The organism is Capnocytophaga sp. oral taxon 335 str. F0486, from assembly GCF_000277665.1.
In the GTDB taxonomy this organism is placed as follows: domain Bacteria; phylum Bacteroidota; class Bacteroidia; order Flavobacteriales; family Flavobacteriaceae; genus Capnocytophaga; species Capnocytophaga ochracea.
In genome coordinates this window covers 1-16,103 of sequence record NZ_AKFR01000022.1, presented here as the reverse complement: position 1 = coordinate 16,103, position 16,103 = coordinate 1, and the positions used below count along the sequence as shown (strand labels likewise).

Genomic DNA, 16,103 nt, shown 5'->3' with positions numbered 1-16,103 from the left:
GTTATTACCAACCTGGGTTTTGTGCGTCGTTTATACCACTTGCCGAGCGCTGGTCTAAAGTACCTTGTGGGATAGGCATCAAGTAGCGTTTAGTAGTAAAAGTGCGTTCCCACGCCCCGTTGCGGGTAATTTGGGCTACCATAAACTGCTTGCGGTCTTTGGTGATTTGTATCTTGTGCACAGGGGTGTTAAGTGCGTTTATCACTGCTCCTGCTGCAGCTCCGTCATTAGCATCGCCTCCGTATTGTCCCCAGCGCAAGAAACTCCAGTATAGGTCACCTTCGTAAGCCATTTCTACACGGCGTTCGCGTATGTAATCTTTCCAAGCATCGGCTAAGGTGGCTGCTGTCGAAGCAGGTAAGTTTCCGTGGGTTACGCGTGTTCTGTTAAGAGCAGTAACCGCTTGTGCCACATCACCTTTTAGCAAATAGGCTTCTGCCAAGTTCATATACATTTCGCCCAATCGCGCTATTACAAAATGGTAATCTGTATTATTGCTTACGTACACGCGGGGTTCAACTTGCACCACAGCTTTGCGCCAGTAGTACCCCGAAGCGGTAGTATACCAAGAGTCCGATTGCCCTTCACGCACTCCTGCCCATAGGTTACCGCAAATATTGGTTTCCACCTCTTCTTTTAGCCAATTACTTTGGTCATATACAACGGTTTGATAGAAACGGGCATCGCGGTGCTGATACATTAGGTTGCTGATGTTAGTCTCTGTGGCACTACTTTTTATTTTCCCGTAACGGGTGATGATATTTCCTTTGGCATTGGTTCCCAAATCGGCAGCCTCAGGTACATTGTGCCGTACGGTGTTTAAAGCGCCTTCAGTAAGCGATGAAATATCTCCGTTTTCCACATTGTTGAGGAACTGTGAAGTTTCATACCAAGGTTTAGCCGTGTGGTCTGCTTGGTCTACCACCAAATATTGGTCTATTAAATCTTGTGTAGGGAAGTAACTTGCCCAACCTTCAAACGAACGTCCTTTGGCATCGGCAAATTCTTTACCGCCTACAAATTTCACTTCGTTATTGTTGATATTCGGTACAACTCTTATCATCTCGTTAAAATTACCTACCGTTGTATTGAGGCTTAAGCGATAATGAGCTAAGATAATCTCCTTGTCATACTTGCCTGCCTCTACAAACATATTGCCGAAGTTTTCGGCGGAAGTAAGGGCGTATTTGCCTGAGTTAATCACTGCTTTTGCCGATTCAATAGCGATATCTAAATAATGAGCGTCTTTGGTATAAGCGTAGGCTTGCAAGGCAGCACGGCTTCTAAAAGCGTGAGCTGCGTACTTGTTGGCTCTCCCTGGTGCCGAAGTCTCTGGCATTCCTTGGGTGGCTTTGGTCAAATCGTCCATTACATATTTGTAGCTCTCGGTAGGATTTTTGGTGTAGAGTGTCCTAAAAGCCTCTTTGTCTTTGGTGTTGAGCACCCTTAAAATGGGTACAAAACGTCCTTGCCAGCGTGTTTGGTGGAAAAATAATACCCCTCTTAGCAAATAACCTTCGGCTTTTAACGCCTCAGTAGGAGCTTTCTCTATAATCATATTGCACTCGCGCAAGTTGGCAAAAAAGTCATCAAGCCCTTGTGCCGAACCTGTAAATCTATCAAATCGCTCCACAGGAAACGCATCTAAGTTGTTTAAATCGCTGTGGATACCATTAGGCGTAATACTTTCTGAATAAGCATAACCCGTAAAGTTGGTAATAGTGCCGTTATAAGAGTTGATTACAAACGACTCAGCCGACTCTTTACTGCCCCAAACCGTCTCGTCGTCATAACTCTCAAATGGTTTGGTATCAAGTTCATTACAAGCAGTGAGCCCTGTTAGAACTACCGCTATACTGATATATTCGATATATTTTTTCATATACTCTTGTTTTTATAGTGCGACATTTAAACCTAATGAAAACATTCGCTCATTAGGATATCCAAAGAAATCACTGTTCACTATTTCAGGATCCATACCGTACTTAGTGGCTTCCGAAATAGTAAATACATTTTGTCCGCTAAGGGTAAGCTTCATAGCGTATATCCACTTGTAGTCCTTCAAAGCGGCTTTCTTCAAATCATAAGAAATTGAAAAGTCTTTCAATCGCAAATAAGCCCCATTGATGAGCCAATGGTCACTACTTGCCACGTTATTATTGCCGTTTACTGAATGCGAGGATACTAATCGTGGAAACTTAGCTCCTGTATTGTCGGGGCGCCAGTAATCCAATTGGAACTCGTAGAAAGGCGTAGTACCCGCATTAGCACTTTGTCCCAAAATAGTACTACCTAAATAAATATCAAAACGTGTAGCCCCTTGTAAAAGCATATTAAACGAAAAAGCTTTATAACTCACTCCTAAATTGATTCCATAGTTAGCTCGTGGGAAACCGTTTTTACCGATACGTGCAAAATCAGCTCCATCAATCTTACCGTCTCCGTTGAAGTCTTCGTATTTGATGTCTCCTCCTGTTAAGTGATGTGAGTTCACGCGCTTAGGATTGTTGTACACATCGTTAGCGTCTTGGTAATACCCCAAGGTGCGATAACCTGTACCGTAGTAACCTACTTGTTGAGTGGTACGCAAATACGGGTTTTTACGGTTTTCCAAGCTCTCATCAGGGTTATTAGCCCACAATTGGTCAAAGAAAGTAGTGTTCACCGAAATACTGTATTTCAGTTCGCCTATGTTGTCTTTCCAACCCAATTGCACTTCGTAACCCGCACGGCGGTGTTCTTTGTTAGAGAGTACTTTAGGTAACGACTTTCCAAGAGGGGCGGTATACCCTACTTCCAATGGGTCTGGTGCGGTAAGATAACCAGTAGTTTTGTAGAAAAAGTAGTCAAACGAACCGTACAAGCGATTGCTGAGCGACTCAAAATCAAAACCTATGTCGGTTTGTTTGGTGGTATACCACGTAATATCAGACGAAGGAATATCGCCTTCCGAAAAACCTTGATAAAACTTGCCGTCAATCACATAACTTGTATTATTCAGGTTATAAGAGGGCAAATAAGCATAACGCCCTACTCCACTATCCAAGCCCACTTCTCCATAAGAACCCCGTAGTTTGAGTAAGTCGAAAATATGACGCTCTTTAAGCGTTTTCATAAACACCTCATCCGAGAGTATCCAGCCGAATGAACCTGAGAAGAAGGTACCCCAACGCCTGTCCTTAGGAAAGAGGTCAGACGCATCGTGGCGCATACTGCCTTCCACAAAATAGCGTTTGGCATAATTGTATTTCACTTGTCCCACAACACCAGCTCTACCGTTTTCGCTCTCTCCACCGCCTCCGTCCATACCTTCTTTAGGCCCTGGATTAAATTGGTCGATAGGAAAATTGTAGTTAATTCGCTGATGCCATAGGTTATTGTTAAAACCATAAGAAGCTTCATAACCCGCAAGTACTGAAATGCCGTGTTTGTTAAAATCCTTAGCGTACTCGGCAAAAGCTTGATAAGTATACGTATATGCATTGCCAACCGATTTGTTGAGTTGCGGTTTAGCTACAGCTGCAGGCGTAGTACTGTCCCAGTCGTACTGTTTAGCATCTTTCCGCCAAGCTTTATCTTCTGAACTTATATAACGATAGTTGAAGTTACCTCTCAATTTCAAGCCACTTACCCAAGGCAGTGCCCATTGCAAGCCTATCTGTCCGTTGATTTGTTTGTAGTTCTGACGTGAATACCCTGCATCTTTTGAAGTCTCCGCTACAGGATTATCAGTAGTATTCACATAAGGAAGTCCATATTTGTTCACCGCAGGAGTCAGCGGATTGTGGTTTACCAAAGTATGACTAAACACTTGGTAATAGCCACTTGCAGTCGATGAATAAGGGTGTTCGTTTTCTTTCAAATAGCTATCAATAGAGGTATTACCCGAAAGTCCCGTGCCGGGTATGTCGAACTCTTGGTTCACACGGAAGTTAATCGTCTCCATATGGTGCGTACCACTGCGGTAGAGTGAACCCTTATGCAAATAACCTAACGAAGCCAAATATTTGTTGTGTTCTTTACCTCCTGTTATTTGCAAATTGTGGCGATATTGCTGTGCAAATTCTTTTAAAATAAGTTTTTGCCAATCGGTATTGGGGTAATTCAGCTGGTCGCTACCGTCTAAAATCTTTTGCAATTTGTCATCGGTATAAGTGATGGGCAAATTGTCGTTCTGTTTAGCGATATTGTTTTGCACCGCCCACTGATAGGCATCTAAGCGTTTAGGAAGAAACGAAGGTTGTGAAATGGTTACAGAGTGATTGTACTCAATGGTAGTAACCCCCTCTTTACCACGCATAGTGGTCACTTGCAAAATACCATTAGCAGCACGCGCTCCATACACCGCTGTCGCCGAAGCGTCTTTCAATACCGAAATAGATGCGATGTCCTCGGGAAGCAGATTTACAAAATCGTCGTAATCGCGTATAATGCCATCAATTACTACCAATGGCGTACCTCCCCCGCGAATAGAAATCGTACTGCGGTTGTCAAGCCCAGCCGAGCCTTTCACTATCAACCCTGGTGAACGCCCTGCCAATCCTTGCGTGATATTAGTTACAGGAATTTCTTTTAACTCCTCTGTCTTAACAGAGGATACTGCAGAAACAAGAGATCTTTTAGTAGATGTGGTATAACCTACCACCACCACATCGCCCAACTCTTGTACTTGAGATTTTAGTAAAGTGTTGATTGTAAGGGATTTACACCCCCCCCATTTACGGCTACTTTCTTAGTCTGTGTTTCGTAACCTACTGAACTAAACTCCAATACAGCATTATTAGGTACATCAATGCTGTAATTACCGTCAAAGTCCGTTGCTACCCCGTGAGTAGTCCCTTTTATCAGTACACTTACTCCAGGCAGTGGACTTTTATGCTCATCGGTAACAACACCGGTTACCTTTATTTGAGCCCTACCTACTTGTGTACAGAAGACCAGCACAAGCAGTAACAAACAATAAATGCATTTGTTCATATAACAAGAAAAATTTTGGTTAACTAAATCAGGAAAATTTCAACGCTACAAAAGTATAACACTTTTTTAACACGTACAAGTTTTTTATCAAATATTTTTACGAAAACTTTCTCTATTCTTTCCTTATTATTCATTTATAAGCAATTATACGAACGCTTTTCTTCTTATTTATCTAAAAACAACCACTACCAAAAATCCTTTTCCCCATCGCTATACCCCCATCTTAGGTTCGCCTTACCATCATCTCATCGACGAGGTTTTCACCACATTACCTTCGACTTTCCCGTCGCTATATTCCCCCTTTGAAGGTAGCCAGCGACAGCTGGGTATGTGCCCCGCGAGAGCGGAATATTTGTAAAGGGAGATATTTTTCACCTCATTACCTCCGTCATTCGTCATTCGTTCCTCGTCATTCCTTCCCTTTTCCGTCATACTCCCCCTAGTGCCTATGCCCTAAGGCCTAACGCCTATTTCTCTTTCTTTCGCCTCGAAACCCCGATTTTAACATTTTTAGGGCTGTTGTATTATATTATGAATCAACTATTTATATACCCTTTCTATACCAATCGTCCAAGATTCGTATAAGCTTCCTATAAGCTTCCTATAAGCTCCCTCCACCCTTCTCATAGCCTTTTTTCATCAAAATTCCTCTTAACTCACTTCTGATATCTTTCGTTTTTCTCTGCCTTCATTTATTAATCTGCTAATTTTCTAATTCTCTCATTCTCTCATTTTCTCATTCTCTACTATTAATTACCATTATTTTAAAATTAAAAAAATCTATAAATCCAGTAGCTTTTCTTTGCAAAAAAACTGCTATCTTTGCACCGTAGAATTTTTAAAATAACAAATTATGAGTTTAAATACCTTAGGGCTTGATAAAGCCAAAGTAGAAAAAGAAATCGGCTTGCTAAATGTACTGCTTGCCAATTATCAAACGTATTATCAAAACTTGCGCGGTGTACACTGGAACGTAAAAGGAAAACGCTTCTTTGAACTACACGTGAAGTTCGAAGAACTTTATAATACCGCACAAGAACAAGTCGACGAAATAGCTGAGCGTATTCTTACCCTCGGTGGCGTACCTTTTCACACTCTCGAAAGCTATGTAAAGCACACTTCTGTTCCCGTAGGCGAAAACATTTTCGACGATGATAAAACCGTACGCTTGGTCATTAATACCCTTAGCGCTCTATTACCTTTGGAAAGAGAATTGTTAGACTTCTCCGACGAAATAGGTGATGAAGGGACTAATAATCTAATGAGCGACTTTGTAACCGAACAAGAGAAAACCGTTTGGATGCTCAAAGCCTACCTCAATGAAGTAATTTAATACTGAATTTTGATTAAACGAGGAAGAGGAATTGACTAAAAATAATCAATTCCTCTTTCTTTTTTTGCCAATTCATAATTAATCCCTACCTTTGCACAACTCATAACTCTTAATTGATAACTCATAACTTTTAACTCATAACTAATGAAATATCTAATCACATCTATCCTATTCATCGCAACCACTATCCTCACCGCTCAACACAAAGCCCCTACCGATTGGGAACTCTCAGGACTCAAAGGAAAAGTGAAAAGTCAGCGCAGTATCCCTTATGAGGTAGTTACCCAAGGAAAAACATTCGTAAAAGGAGCCATCGACCGCGATTTGGATACAGTAGTCAAGATAGGTAACCTCGACAATCTTCAAAAAGATTTCAACCCCAATGGATATCTCACTCAAATGCGCTTTTTCTTCAAAAACGGTGAGTTGTACAGTTGTATGGAATACTATTACAATCCGCAAGGGCAACTGTTTGAAACCCGTTACAATTCCGATAAAACCCTTTATGTCTACAACCCCGAAGGCTATCTTATCAAAGATGCGACCTACTCACCTGGGGGCTTCTTAAAAACGCATTATAACTATCAAGTAGATACCAATGGCAAAGTGCTAAAAGAGGAAACTTATCACGCCAATCAGTTAGAGTCTACCATAGCTTATACTTACAACAAACAAGGCGACCCTGTCGAGATGCGCTACTACGATGCTCAGGGCAATTTGTTGCAAAGGGTAGAAAGCAAGTTCAATAAACAGCATTTAGCCGAACGTAATCGCACTTACGACAAAGATGATAAGTTGGTGAATATTACGACCAAAAAGTACAATAGTCAAGGAGATTGTATCAAACTACAAGCAGAAAATAAACTACCTCAAAAACAGAAGAATGTAGCGACTTACGAGTATAAATACGATAATCGAGGTAATTGGATTGCCAAAACGACTTTCATCAACGGTGAACCCCGACAAATTATAGAACGCACCCTCAGTTATTATGAATAACATTCACTTTTTCGGTGTAAGGCATCTGTCGCCTTCGGCAACCTACCATTTAATTGCCTTCTTAGAGGAAAACAACCCCAAGTGTATTCTCATCGAAGGTCCTGCCGATGCTACCCCTCTGATATCTCAAATAGCGCAAAAGGGGGTAAAACCTCCTATCGCTATGCTGGGCTATACTACCGAATTGCCTATCGAAACAGTGCTTTATCCATTTGCGTCTTATTCTCCCGAATATCAAGCAATATGTTGGGGAGTAAAGAAGAAGGTAACACTTCGTTTCATCGATTTGCCTTCGGAGAATATGCTGAAATTGAAGCAGGAGCAACGCACGGAGGAAGAAGCCGAAAAAGCCAAAGATTTTTATCTCTACCATAATACCCTCTACAAGCAAATAGCCGAAGAGGGGGGCGAAACCGACTATGAAGATTATTGGGAACGCCATTTTGAACACAATCTCAATCCTGATGCTTTTGCACCCACACTTGCCTTACAATCGGGTGAAATGCGCCAAATGGTCATAGATAAAGAATATGAAGACGCGCCTTTCGATTTCTCGTATAATCTCATTCGTGAGGCATATATGAAACGTGAGATTGCTAAGGCTTGCACCGAGTTCAAACCCGAAGAAATAGTAGTAATCGTAGGGGCTTACCACTTATCAGGTATCCAAAACAGCCTACCTGCTATAACTGATGACGAGCTCAAAAAGCTCCCCAAAGCTACCTCTCAACTCACCCTGATGCCTTATTCCTATTTGCGTCTCAGCAGTCGCACGGGTTACGGAGCGGGCAATACGGCTCCTTATTACTTTGAACTGATGTGGCAAGCGATGCACGAAAACACCCTCAATCAGCTCTCAGCTGTCTATCTCACCAAAGTAGCCAAAATCTTGCGTGATCAAGGGCAAAATGCCTCTTCTGCTAGCGTAATTGAAGCGGTGCGTCTTGCTAATGTGCTTTCGGCTATGAAAGGCGGTACTTACCCTGTGTTGCAAGACCTCCACGATGCAGTAGTTACTTGTTTTGGTGGGGGAGACCTTGCTGTGGTAGCCGATGCTATCAATAAGGTAGATATCGGTACGGCTATTGGGGCATTACCCGAAGGGGTGAGCCAGACGCCCGTACAAGAGGGTATGAACCAAGAGCTGAAACGCTTAAAGCTCACCAACTACAAATCGGCGGTAGCGCAAGACCTCACCCTCGACCTGCGTGAGAACTTAAAAGTAAAGACCAAAGAAGCTGCTTTTATAGACCTAAATCGCTCTACATTCCTCCATCGCTTGGAAGTGTTGGACATTCACTTTGCCACCCAGCAGCACGTACAGCAGGATAAAGCCTCGTGGGCAGAGAAATGGGTGTTACAGTGGAGTCCTGAGGTCGAAATAGAAATCGTAGAAGCTAACCTTAAAGGTGAAACGCTTGAAATAGCAACCGCTTTTGTACTCAAAGAACAGCTCAACGAAAGCACCGACCTTTCGGTGGTGGCTAAAATCATTAGGCAGGCTTGCGAATGTCAGCTTACGCATATTTTTAGCAATGCGCTCAGCACCTTGCAACGCCTTTTGGTAGATAGTAATAGTTTTGCCGAAACTGCCTTTGCTGCACACGAGCTCTCGGTGCTTATACAGTACGGTGACCTGCGTCAGTTCAATCTCGAACCGCTGAAACCTATCTTGCAACAGCTTTTCCTCCGTGCTTCGTTATTACTGATAGATGCTTCATCTTGTGATGATAAAGCCTCTAAACAAATTGTAGAAGCTATCAATACTATGGAGTTTATAGCCGAACAGCAATACGAATTGGTAGATACCGAAACGTGGCAAAAAGAACTCACCCACCTTGCGTGGCGCGACGATGTGAACACCAAGCTCTCGGGGGTAGCCTTTGCTATATTGTTAGAGCACAATTTAGCTACTGAAGAACAATGTGGAAAAGAAGTGTCTCGTCGCCTTTCAGCAGGTGTTCCCGCCGATTTAGGAGCCTCGTGGTTTGAAGGCTTTTCTGGAAGAAATAGATACGCATTGTTATCGCGTACGATTATATGGCAAGAGTTAGACAATTATGTACGGCAGTTGGACGAAGAGCAGTTTATGCGCTCGGTAGTATTCTTGCGCCGTGCTTTTTCCGATTTTGAGCCCAACCAAAAGAACAGTATCGCTGAACTTTTAGGAGACCTTTGGGGTACCGGCAAAGAAGCTACTGCCGAACTCTTGCAAGAAGTGCTTACGGAAGAAGAGAATACTAAATTAGACGAACTCAACGACTTTGATTTTGATTTTTAAATATATGAAAGAAGTGTTTACTTTATACCGAAAATTGCGTGAGCGACAACTCAAATTGCTCAATAGCTTTACCCCCGAAGAATTAGCAACTATTCCTGCGGGCTTTAAAAACAATATATTGTGGAATCTCGCTCACTGCGTAGTTACCCAGCAAAATTATTGCTATGCCAATAGCGACCTGCCTACTTATCTCACCCCTGAGTTTGTAGAGCGTTATCGCAAAGGCACCATTCCTGATGGACATATCCCTACTTCTGCCGAGATAGAGGAACTAAAAGACCTTCTCATCAGCACTGTAAATTGGCTCGAAACTGATTATCAAAAAGGAATTTTTAAGCATTATAATCATTATGTAACGGGCATAGAGTACGAACTCAATACTATTGAAGAAGCTATTTACTTCAATATTTCACACGAGGGAGTACATTTGGGAAGTGTATTAGCTTTAAAATGTGCAATTACAGGAAGTAAAAAGTAATTGATTATAAATTAAATAGATGAGTAACACGAAAAGCTATTTGATTTCTGATATTGAAGTAAGTTTCCCAATTAGAAAAAAAGTATTACCTTTGCAATCGCTATCAATAAAATTAGTTTATGAAAAAACGTACCATACTCAACCTACTACTTATTCTTTTTGTGCTCTCTTTCTTTGTAACTCCTTTGGGGTACGAAAGTAAGATATTACTACAGCGTGTCTTTGCCGGTTCGGTAGATATTATTCCCGCTGATAAAGCTCGTAAAATAGACTTCGATTGGCAACTGAAAGACCGCAATAATGTGCAGTTTAACTATTCCCAAACCGAAGGTAAGAAACCATCATTTGTATACTTCTTCTCTTCTTGGCGTGAAATCAGTGTAGCCGATCTTTATGCAGTCGAAAAACTCTACGATGCTTATAAGGATAAAGTGGATTTTTACATCATCACCAATGAGCTCCCTGAACCAGTAGATGAAATGATGCAAAAGCGCAATTTTCATTTCAAAGTTACCTACCTCATTATCGAAGCTCCTAAAAAGCCTTTTGACCCCGATAAGATTCCTGCAGGTTACATAGTAGATAAAAACGGTTATGTACGCGCTCAGAAAGACGGCATTGCACGCTGGAATAGTGATGCAGTACATCAGTTGTTAGACAGTCTTACCCAATAGCTTAACTATAGGCAAACTCTATCTCTCAAACAAAATAATTATAAAGATAGTATTTTAGATTCAATTTAAAGTACTATCTTTGCGCTTTGTAAAATCGCATCTCGGTATAAATAAGAGGAGTTTTTACCTCTTATCTCTTACCTCTTATCTAAAAGCAATTATGACTAAATATACAGAAGAAGAACTTAAAGAAGAATTAGAAAACAGCGAATACAAATACGGCTTTTATACAGATATCGAATCAGAAACTTTTCCTAAAGGGCTCAACGAGGAAGTGGTAATAGCCCTTTCTAAAAAGAAAAACGAACCCCAGTGGATGACCGATTGGCGCTTAGAAGCCTTCCGTGCGTGGCAAGCGATGGAAGAGCCTCCTCATTGGGCAAATCTCAAGTTTGAAACTCCCGACTTTCAAGATATTGCTTATTATTCTGCTCCTAAACAGAAACCTAAACTCAACAGCCTTGATGAGGTAGACCCTCAGCTATTGGAAACTTTCCAAAAACTCGGTATCTCTCTTGAAGAACAAAAACGCCTTGCGGGAGTAGAAGAAGAAAAACCTGCCGTAGCAATGGACGTAGTGATGGACTCAGTTTCAGTAGCGACCACTTTTCAAAAAACATTGGCAGAACGAGGCATTATCTTCTGTTCCATCTCCGAAGCGATACAAAAACACCCCGACTTGGTGCGTAAGTACCTTGGTACCGTCGTACCTAAAACCGATAATTTCTACGCAGCTCTTAACTCAGCGGTCTTCTCTGATGGGTCTTTTTGCTATGTACCCAAAGGGGTGCGTTGCCCTATGGAGCTTTCTACTTATTTCCGTATCAATCAAGCAGGAACAGGACAGTTTGAGCGAACCCTCCTCATTGTTGATGAAGGTGCTTACGTCTCTTACCTTGAAGGTTGTACGGCGCCCAAACGCGATGAAAACCAATTACACGCTGCTGTGGTAGAACTTATAGCTATGGATAATGGCGAAATTAAATATTCTACAGTACAAAACTGGTTTCCTGGTGATAAAGACGGTAAAGGCGGTGTATATAACTTCGTAACCAAGCGCGCTTTGGCTGAGAGAAATGCCAAAATATCGTGGACACAAGTAGAAACAGGCTCTGCTATTACTTGGAAATACCCTTCAGTAGTGCTCAAAGGGGATAATTCTATAGGCGAATTTTACTCAATTGCGGTTACTAACCACTTTCAGCAAGCCGATACGGGTACTAAGATGATACACTTAGGCAATAATACCAAATCCACAATTATCTCTAAGGGTATTTCGGCAGGAAAATCACAAAACAGCTACCGCGGATTGGTGAAAGTAGTGCCTAATGCTAAAAATGCACGCAATTTCTCTCAATGCGACTCCCTATTGATGGGTAACCTCTGTGGAGCGCACACTTTTCCTTATATAGAAGCTAAAAATCCTACTGCTCAAATAGAACACGAAGCTACTACCTCTAAGATTGGTGAAGACCAGATTTTCTACTGCAATCAGCGGGGCATTGATACCGAGAAAGCGATTTCACTCATCGTAAATGGTTTTGGCAAGGAAGTGCTTAACAAGCTCCCTATGGAGTTCGCTGTTGAAGCTCAAAAACTCTTAGAGATTTCGCTAGAAGGAAGTGTTGGCTAATGACGAATTACGAATAACGATGGTATACTAAAAATTGCTTTTGCTTCATAAAATAAATTACTAAACATTAATCATTAAACATTAAAAATATGATTCTCGCTCCTTCATTATTAGCTGCCGATTTCGGCAACCTGCAACAAGCTATTGAAATGGTAAACACCAGCGAAGCTGATTGGTTTCATATCGATATTATGGACGGTGTTTTTGTGCCTAATATCTCTTATGGTATGCCCGTGCTTTCAGTGATTCACAAACACGCTACCAAACCGTTAGATGTTCACTTGATGATTATTGACCCCGACCGCTATATCAGCACTTTTGCTAAGCTCGGTAGTGATATACTTACTGTGCATTACGAGGCGTGTACGCACTTGCATCGCACTATACAAGCAATTAAAGCAGAGGGAATGAAAGCAGGGGTAGCCCTCAATCCGCATACACCTGTCGCTTTGTTGGAAGATGTTATTCAAGATATAGACGTACTCTTGCTGATGAGTGTGAACCCTGGATTCGGTGGACAGTCATTTATTGAAAATACTTATAGGAAAGTGCGTCAAGCTAAAGCACTTATTGAACAAGTAGAGGCACACGCACTTATAGAAATAGATGGTGGAGTGAGTTTAAAGAATGCTAAAGCACTTGTAGAGGCAGGTGCTGATGCCTTAGTAGCAGGCAGTTTTATCTTCAATGCTACTAACCCTACCCAAACGATTGCGGAATTAAAAAAATCAGTATTATAAAAATACTTATTTTATGATACAAAATAGGCTATCAAGAAAGAAATCTTATCTTTTTGATAGCCTATTATTATTGTATTATTTCTTTTTAGAAGGGGCTTTTTTAGGTTTAGGCTCTTTCTCGGTAAGGAGGGCAAGAGCTTGTTCTTTGGTGAAAGTTGCTATATCGGTGTCTTTGGGGAGTTCTACTTTGGTTTTACCTTTGAGGAGGGTAAAACGTCCCCAGCGAGCTTTCTCTATACGGATAGCTCCTTCGTCCCATTCTTTCACTACCTTTTCCGATTCTTTTTTGAGCTTATCTTCTATAAGTTCTTCTACATCTTGCTGACTAAGATGGTCGAAATTGTACTTTTTGGTAACGTTTATATAGGTGTTGTTCCACTTAATAAAGGGACCAAAACGACCTACACCTTTGGTAACTTCCACTCCTTGATAGGTGGCAATAGGAGCGTCAGCTTTTTTCTTCTCGCCGATGAGTTGCTTAGCCCGCTCGAGAGTTACACTGAAAACGTCTTCACCTTTATCAAGTGATATAAAAGCATCGCCGTAGCGCACATAGGGTCCGAAACGCCCTACATTCACTTCTACATTCTTACCATCGACAATGCCTAACTGACGAGGAAGCTCGAAGAGTTTGAGGGCTTCTTCAAAAGTAATCGTTTCGATAGACATACCTGCTAATAGACTTGCATAAATAGGCTTTTCGGCATCATCGGGATTCCCTATTTGCGCCATAGCTCCATAACGACCTAAGCGTACGCTGAGAGGGCGACCTGATTTAGGGTCGGTACCCAGCACGCGTTCACCTGTTTCACGACCTGTATGCTTTTCAACATTTTCTACTACGGGGTGAAAATGATTATAAAACTGTGTGAGCATCTTTGTCCAATTCTCAGTGCCTTCGGCTATTTCGTCGAAGCTATTTTCTACTTTGGCAGTGAAATTATAGTCCATTATCGTATCGAAATGGGAAACGAGAAAATCGTTTACTACACTACCTATATCGGTGGGGACAAGCTTGCCTTTATCGGCACCTACTCGTTCGCTAAGGGTTTGTGTTTTGATAGTATTGCCTGCAAGGGTGAGTTGCTGATAGGGGCGCACTTCACCTTCGAGTGTGCTACGTTCCACATATCCGCGGTTTTGAATCGTAGAAATAGTAGGAGCATAAGTAGATGGGCGTCCGATACCGAGTTCCTCTAACTTTTTCACCAGCGAAGCCTCAGTATAACGAGGTAATGGACGAGTGAAACGCTCGGTAGCAGTAATATAGCGATGCGTAAGAGCTTCTCCTTTTTTGAGATTGGGGAGCATTCCTTCTTGTTCTTCTTCCTCGTCGTCGGTACTTTCTAAATACACTTTTAAAAAGCCATCGAACTGTACCATTTCGCCATTGGCTACGAAGTATTCTTTGTGCTTATCGGCTTCTATTTTTACGGTAGTGCGCTCTATTTGAGCATCTGCCATTTGTGAGGCAAGGGTGCGTTTCCATATCAGTTCGTATAGCTTATTCTGGTCGGGTTCAGCAGCGATAGAGGAGCGACTCATATCGGTAGGACGAATGGCTTCGTGCGCCTCTTGTGCGCCTTTGCTTTTAGTAGCGAACTTGCGCACTTGGCTGTACTGAGCTCCGAAGAGTTGCACGATAGCGTTTTTGGCAGTGTTGAGCGCTTCTTGTGAAAGATTCACGCTATCGGTACGCATATAGGTGATAAAACCAGATTCGTAGAGGCGTTGGGCTACCGTCATTGTTTTGCTTACTGAGAAGTGCAGTTTGCGTGCGGCTTCTTGTTGGAGGGTGGAAGTAGTGAAGGGGGGCGCAGGCATTTTCTTGGCTGGTTTGGTTTCTAATGATTGCACTTTGAAATGCGCTCCGATATTCTGTTGCAAGAAGTTTTCAGCTTCGGCTTGTGTGTCGAAATTTTTAGGCAAAGAGGCTTTTACAACTTTGCCTTCTGAGGTGATAAATTCGGCAGTAATTCGGTAAGAGGATTGCGTTTTGAAGTCTTGTATTTCGCGTTCGCGTTCTACGATAAGGCGTACTGCTACCGACTGTACGCGTCCTGCTGAGAGTCCGCTTTTAATTTTTTTCCACAGTACGGGAGAGAGTTCATAGCCCACGAGGCGGTCGAGTACACGGCGTGCTTGCTGTGCATTCACCAGATTATAATCAATACCACGAGGGTTTTTAATAGCGTTTTCAATAGCCGATTTGGTAATGGAGTTAAAAACGATGCGCTTGGTATTTTCCTTTTTTAGTTTGAGTGTTTCGGAAAGATGAAACGCAATTGCTTCTCCTTCACGGTCTTCATCGGAAGCGAGCCATACTACTTCGGCTTTTGACGTGAGTGCTTTGAGTTCTTTTACAAGATTTTTTTTGTCGTTAGAGATGAGGTAATTAGGTTTAAAACCGTGCTGGATATCTACGCCCAGTTCATTGGAGGGCAAATCGACAATATGCCCATAGCTGGACACTACTTTGTAGTCCTTACCTAAGAACTTTTCAATGGTTTTAGCCTTGGCAGGCGACTCTACAATCACTACATTCTTAGCCATACGCTTGTTTGTTTTTTGAGTTATTGGGTGCAAAAGTACAAAATAATTGCGAAATAGCAAATGAGGGAAAAGGCAATAATGCTGGGAATACCAGTAATGCCAGTAATGCCGGGAATGCCAATAATACCGGAAATACCAGTAATCAACTTTGCCAAAGGTGCGAGCCGCACAGGCAGTCGTAGCACGATGGGCGGGAAAAATTAGCAGAATAGCAAATTTGAAAATTAGCAAATGGGTGGTAGTGATAAAAAAGGTTTTTTGACGAGTCTGACTTGTCGGACAAATTGGACTGGTCTGAGTTATCGGAGAAAAACGAAAAATATAAAAAGTGAGTTAGAAGGATTTTTGGTGAAAAAAGGGTGTAAGGAGGGTGGGGTTAGCTTATAGAGAGCTTATAGGAAGCTTATACGAATCTTGGACGATTGGTATAGAAAG

Annotated in this window: 12 protein-coding genes; 8 read left to right on the top strand and 4 right to left on the bottom strand. The window is 42.0% G+C overall.

What is annotated here, in order from left to right:
• Positions 1–4: 4 nt before the first annotated feature.
• The 3 genes from HMPREF1320_RS04455 to HMPREF1320_RS11660 are packed head-to-tail and all read right to left on the bottom strand — an operon-like array spanning position 5 to position 4,977.
• Complete coding sequence (locus HMPREF1320_RS04455) at positions 5–1,882, bottom strand: RagB/SusD family nutrient uptake outer membrane protein (protein WP_009417576.1); 1,878 nt, start codon at positions 1,880–1,882, stop codon at positions 5–7.
• A 12-nt stretch (positions 1,883–1,894) separates the two neighbouring features.
• A complete protein-coding gene (locus HMPREF1320_RS04450) occupies positions 1,895–4,651 on the bottom strand; it encodes a SusC/RagA family TonB-linked outer membrane protein (RefSeq protein ID WP_232207528.1) in 2,757 nt (918 codons plus the stop codon).
• A 26-nt stretch (positions 4,652–4,677) separates the two neighbouring features.
• Complete coding sequence (locus HMPREF1320_RS11660) at positions 4,678–4,977, bottom strand: carboxypeptidase-like regulatory domain-containing protein (RefSeq protein ID WP_009417586.1); 300 nt, start codon at positions 4,975–4,977, stop codon at positions 4,678–4,680.
• A gap of 853 nt (positions 4,978–5,830) precedes the next feature.
• On the opposite strand from HMPREF1320_RS11660, the gene HMPREF1320_RS04440 reads away from it, so the two are divergent.
• The 7 genes from HMPREF1320_RS04440 to rpe all read left to right on the top strand — a co-directional run bounded on the left by HMPREF1320_RS04440 (position 5,831) and on the right by rpe (position 13,115).
• Positions 5,831–6,310: a Dps family protein gene (locus HMPREF1320_RS04440; protein ID WP_009417571.1), complete on the top strand. Its 480-nt coding sequence runs from the start codon at positions 5,831–5,833 to the stop codon at positions 6,308–6,310.
• A 144-nt stretch (positions 6,311–6,454) separates the two neighbouring features.
• Positions 6,455–7,309 carry a hypothetical protein gene (locus HMPREF1320_RS04435; RefSeq protein ID WP_009417591.1) on the top strand — a complete coding sequence of 285 codons (855 nt, stop codon included), beginning with the start codon at positions 6,455–6,457 and terminating at the stop codon, positions 7,307–7,309.
• Positions 7,302–9,590 carry a DUF5682 family protein gene (locus HMPREF1320_RS04430; RefSeq protein WP_009417580.1) on the top strand — a complete coding sequence of 763 codons (2,289 nt, stop codon included), beginning with the start codon at positions 7,302–7,304 and terminating at the stop codon, positions 9,588–9,590. Before HMPREF1320_RS04435 ends, HMPREF1320_RS04430 begins: the two co-directional genes overlap by 8 nt.
• Positions 9,591–9,594: 4 nt before the next feature.
• Positions 9,595–10,068, top strand: a complete 474-nt coding sequence (locus HMPREF1320_RS04425) for a DinB family protein (RefSeq protein WP_009417572.1) — start codon at positions 9,595–9,597, stop codon at positions 10,066–10,068.
• Positions 10,069–10,187: 119 nt separating this feature from the next.
• Positions 10,188–10,742, top strand: a complete 555-nt coding sequence (locus HMPREF1320_RS04420; protein WP_009417578.1) for a TlpA family protein disulfide reductase — start codon at positions 10,188–10,190, stop codon at positions 10,740–10,742.
• A gap of 160 nt (positions 10,743–10,902) precedes the next feature.
• Positions 10,903–12,375 (top strand): Fe-S cluster assembly protein SufB, encoded by a 1,473-nt coding sequence (gene sufB / locus HMPREF1320_RS04415; RefSeq protein WP_009417556.1) that lies wholly within the window; start codon positions 10,903–10,905, stop codon positions 12,373–12,375.
• Positions 12,376–12,464: 89 nt separating this feature from the next.
• A complete protein-coding gene (gene rpe / locus HMPREF1320_RS04410; RefSeq protein ID WP_009417587.1) occupies positions 12,465–13,115 on the top strand; it encodes a ribulose-phosphate 3-epimerase in 651 nt (216 codons plus the stop codon).
• A gap of 75 nt (positions 13,116–13,190) precedes the next feature.
• On the opposite strand, the gene topA is transcribed toward rpe, so the two are convergent.
• Positions 13,191–15,668 (bottom strand): type I DNA topoisomerase, encoded by a 2,478-nt coding sequence (gene topA / locus HMPREF1320_RS04405; protein WP_034554136.1) that lies wholly within the window; start codon positions 15,666–15,668, stop codon positions 13,191–13,193.
• 231 nt (positions 15,669–15,899) lie between these two features.
• On the opposite strand from topA, the gene HMPREF1320_RS11655 reads away from it, so the two are divergent.
• Positions 15,900–16,055, top strand: a complete 156-nt coding sequence (locus tag HMPREF1320_RS11655; protein WP_002673486.1) for a hypothetical protein — start codon at positions 15,900–15,902, stop codon at positions 16,053–16,055.
• Positions 16,056–16,103: the final 48 nt, after the last annotated feature.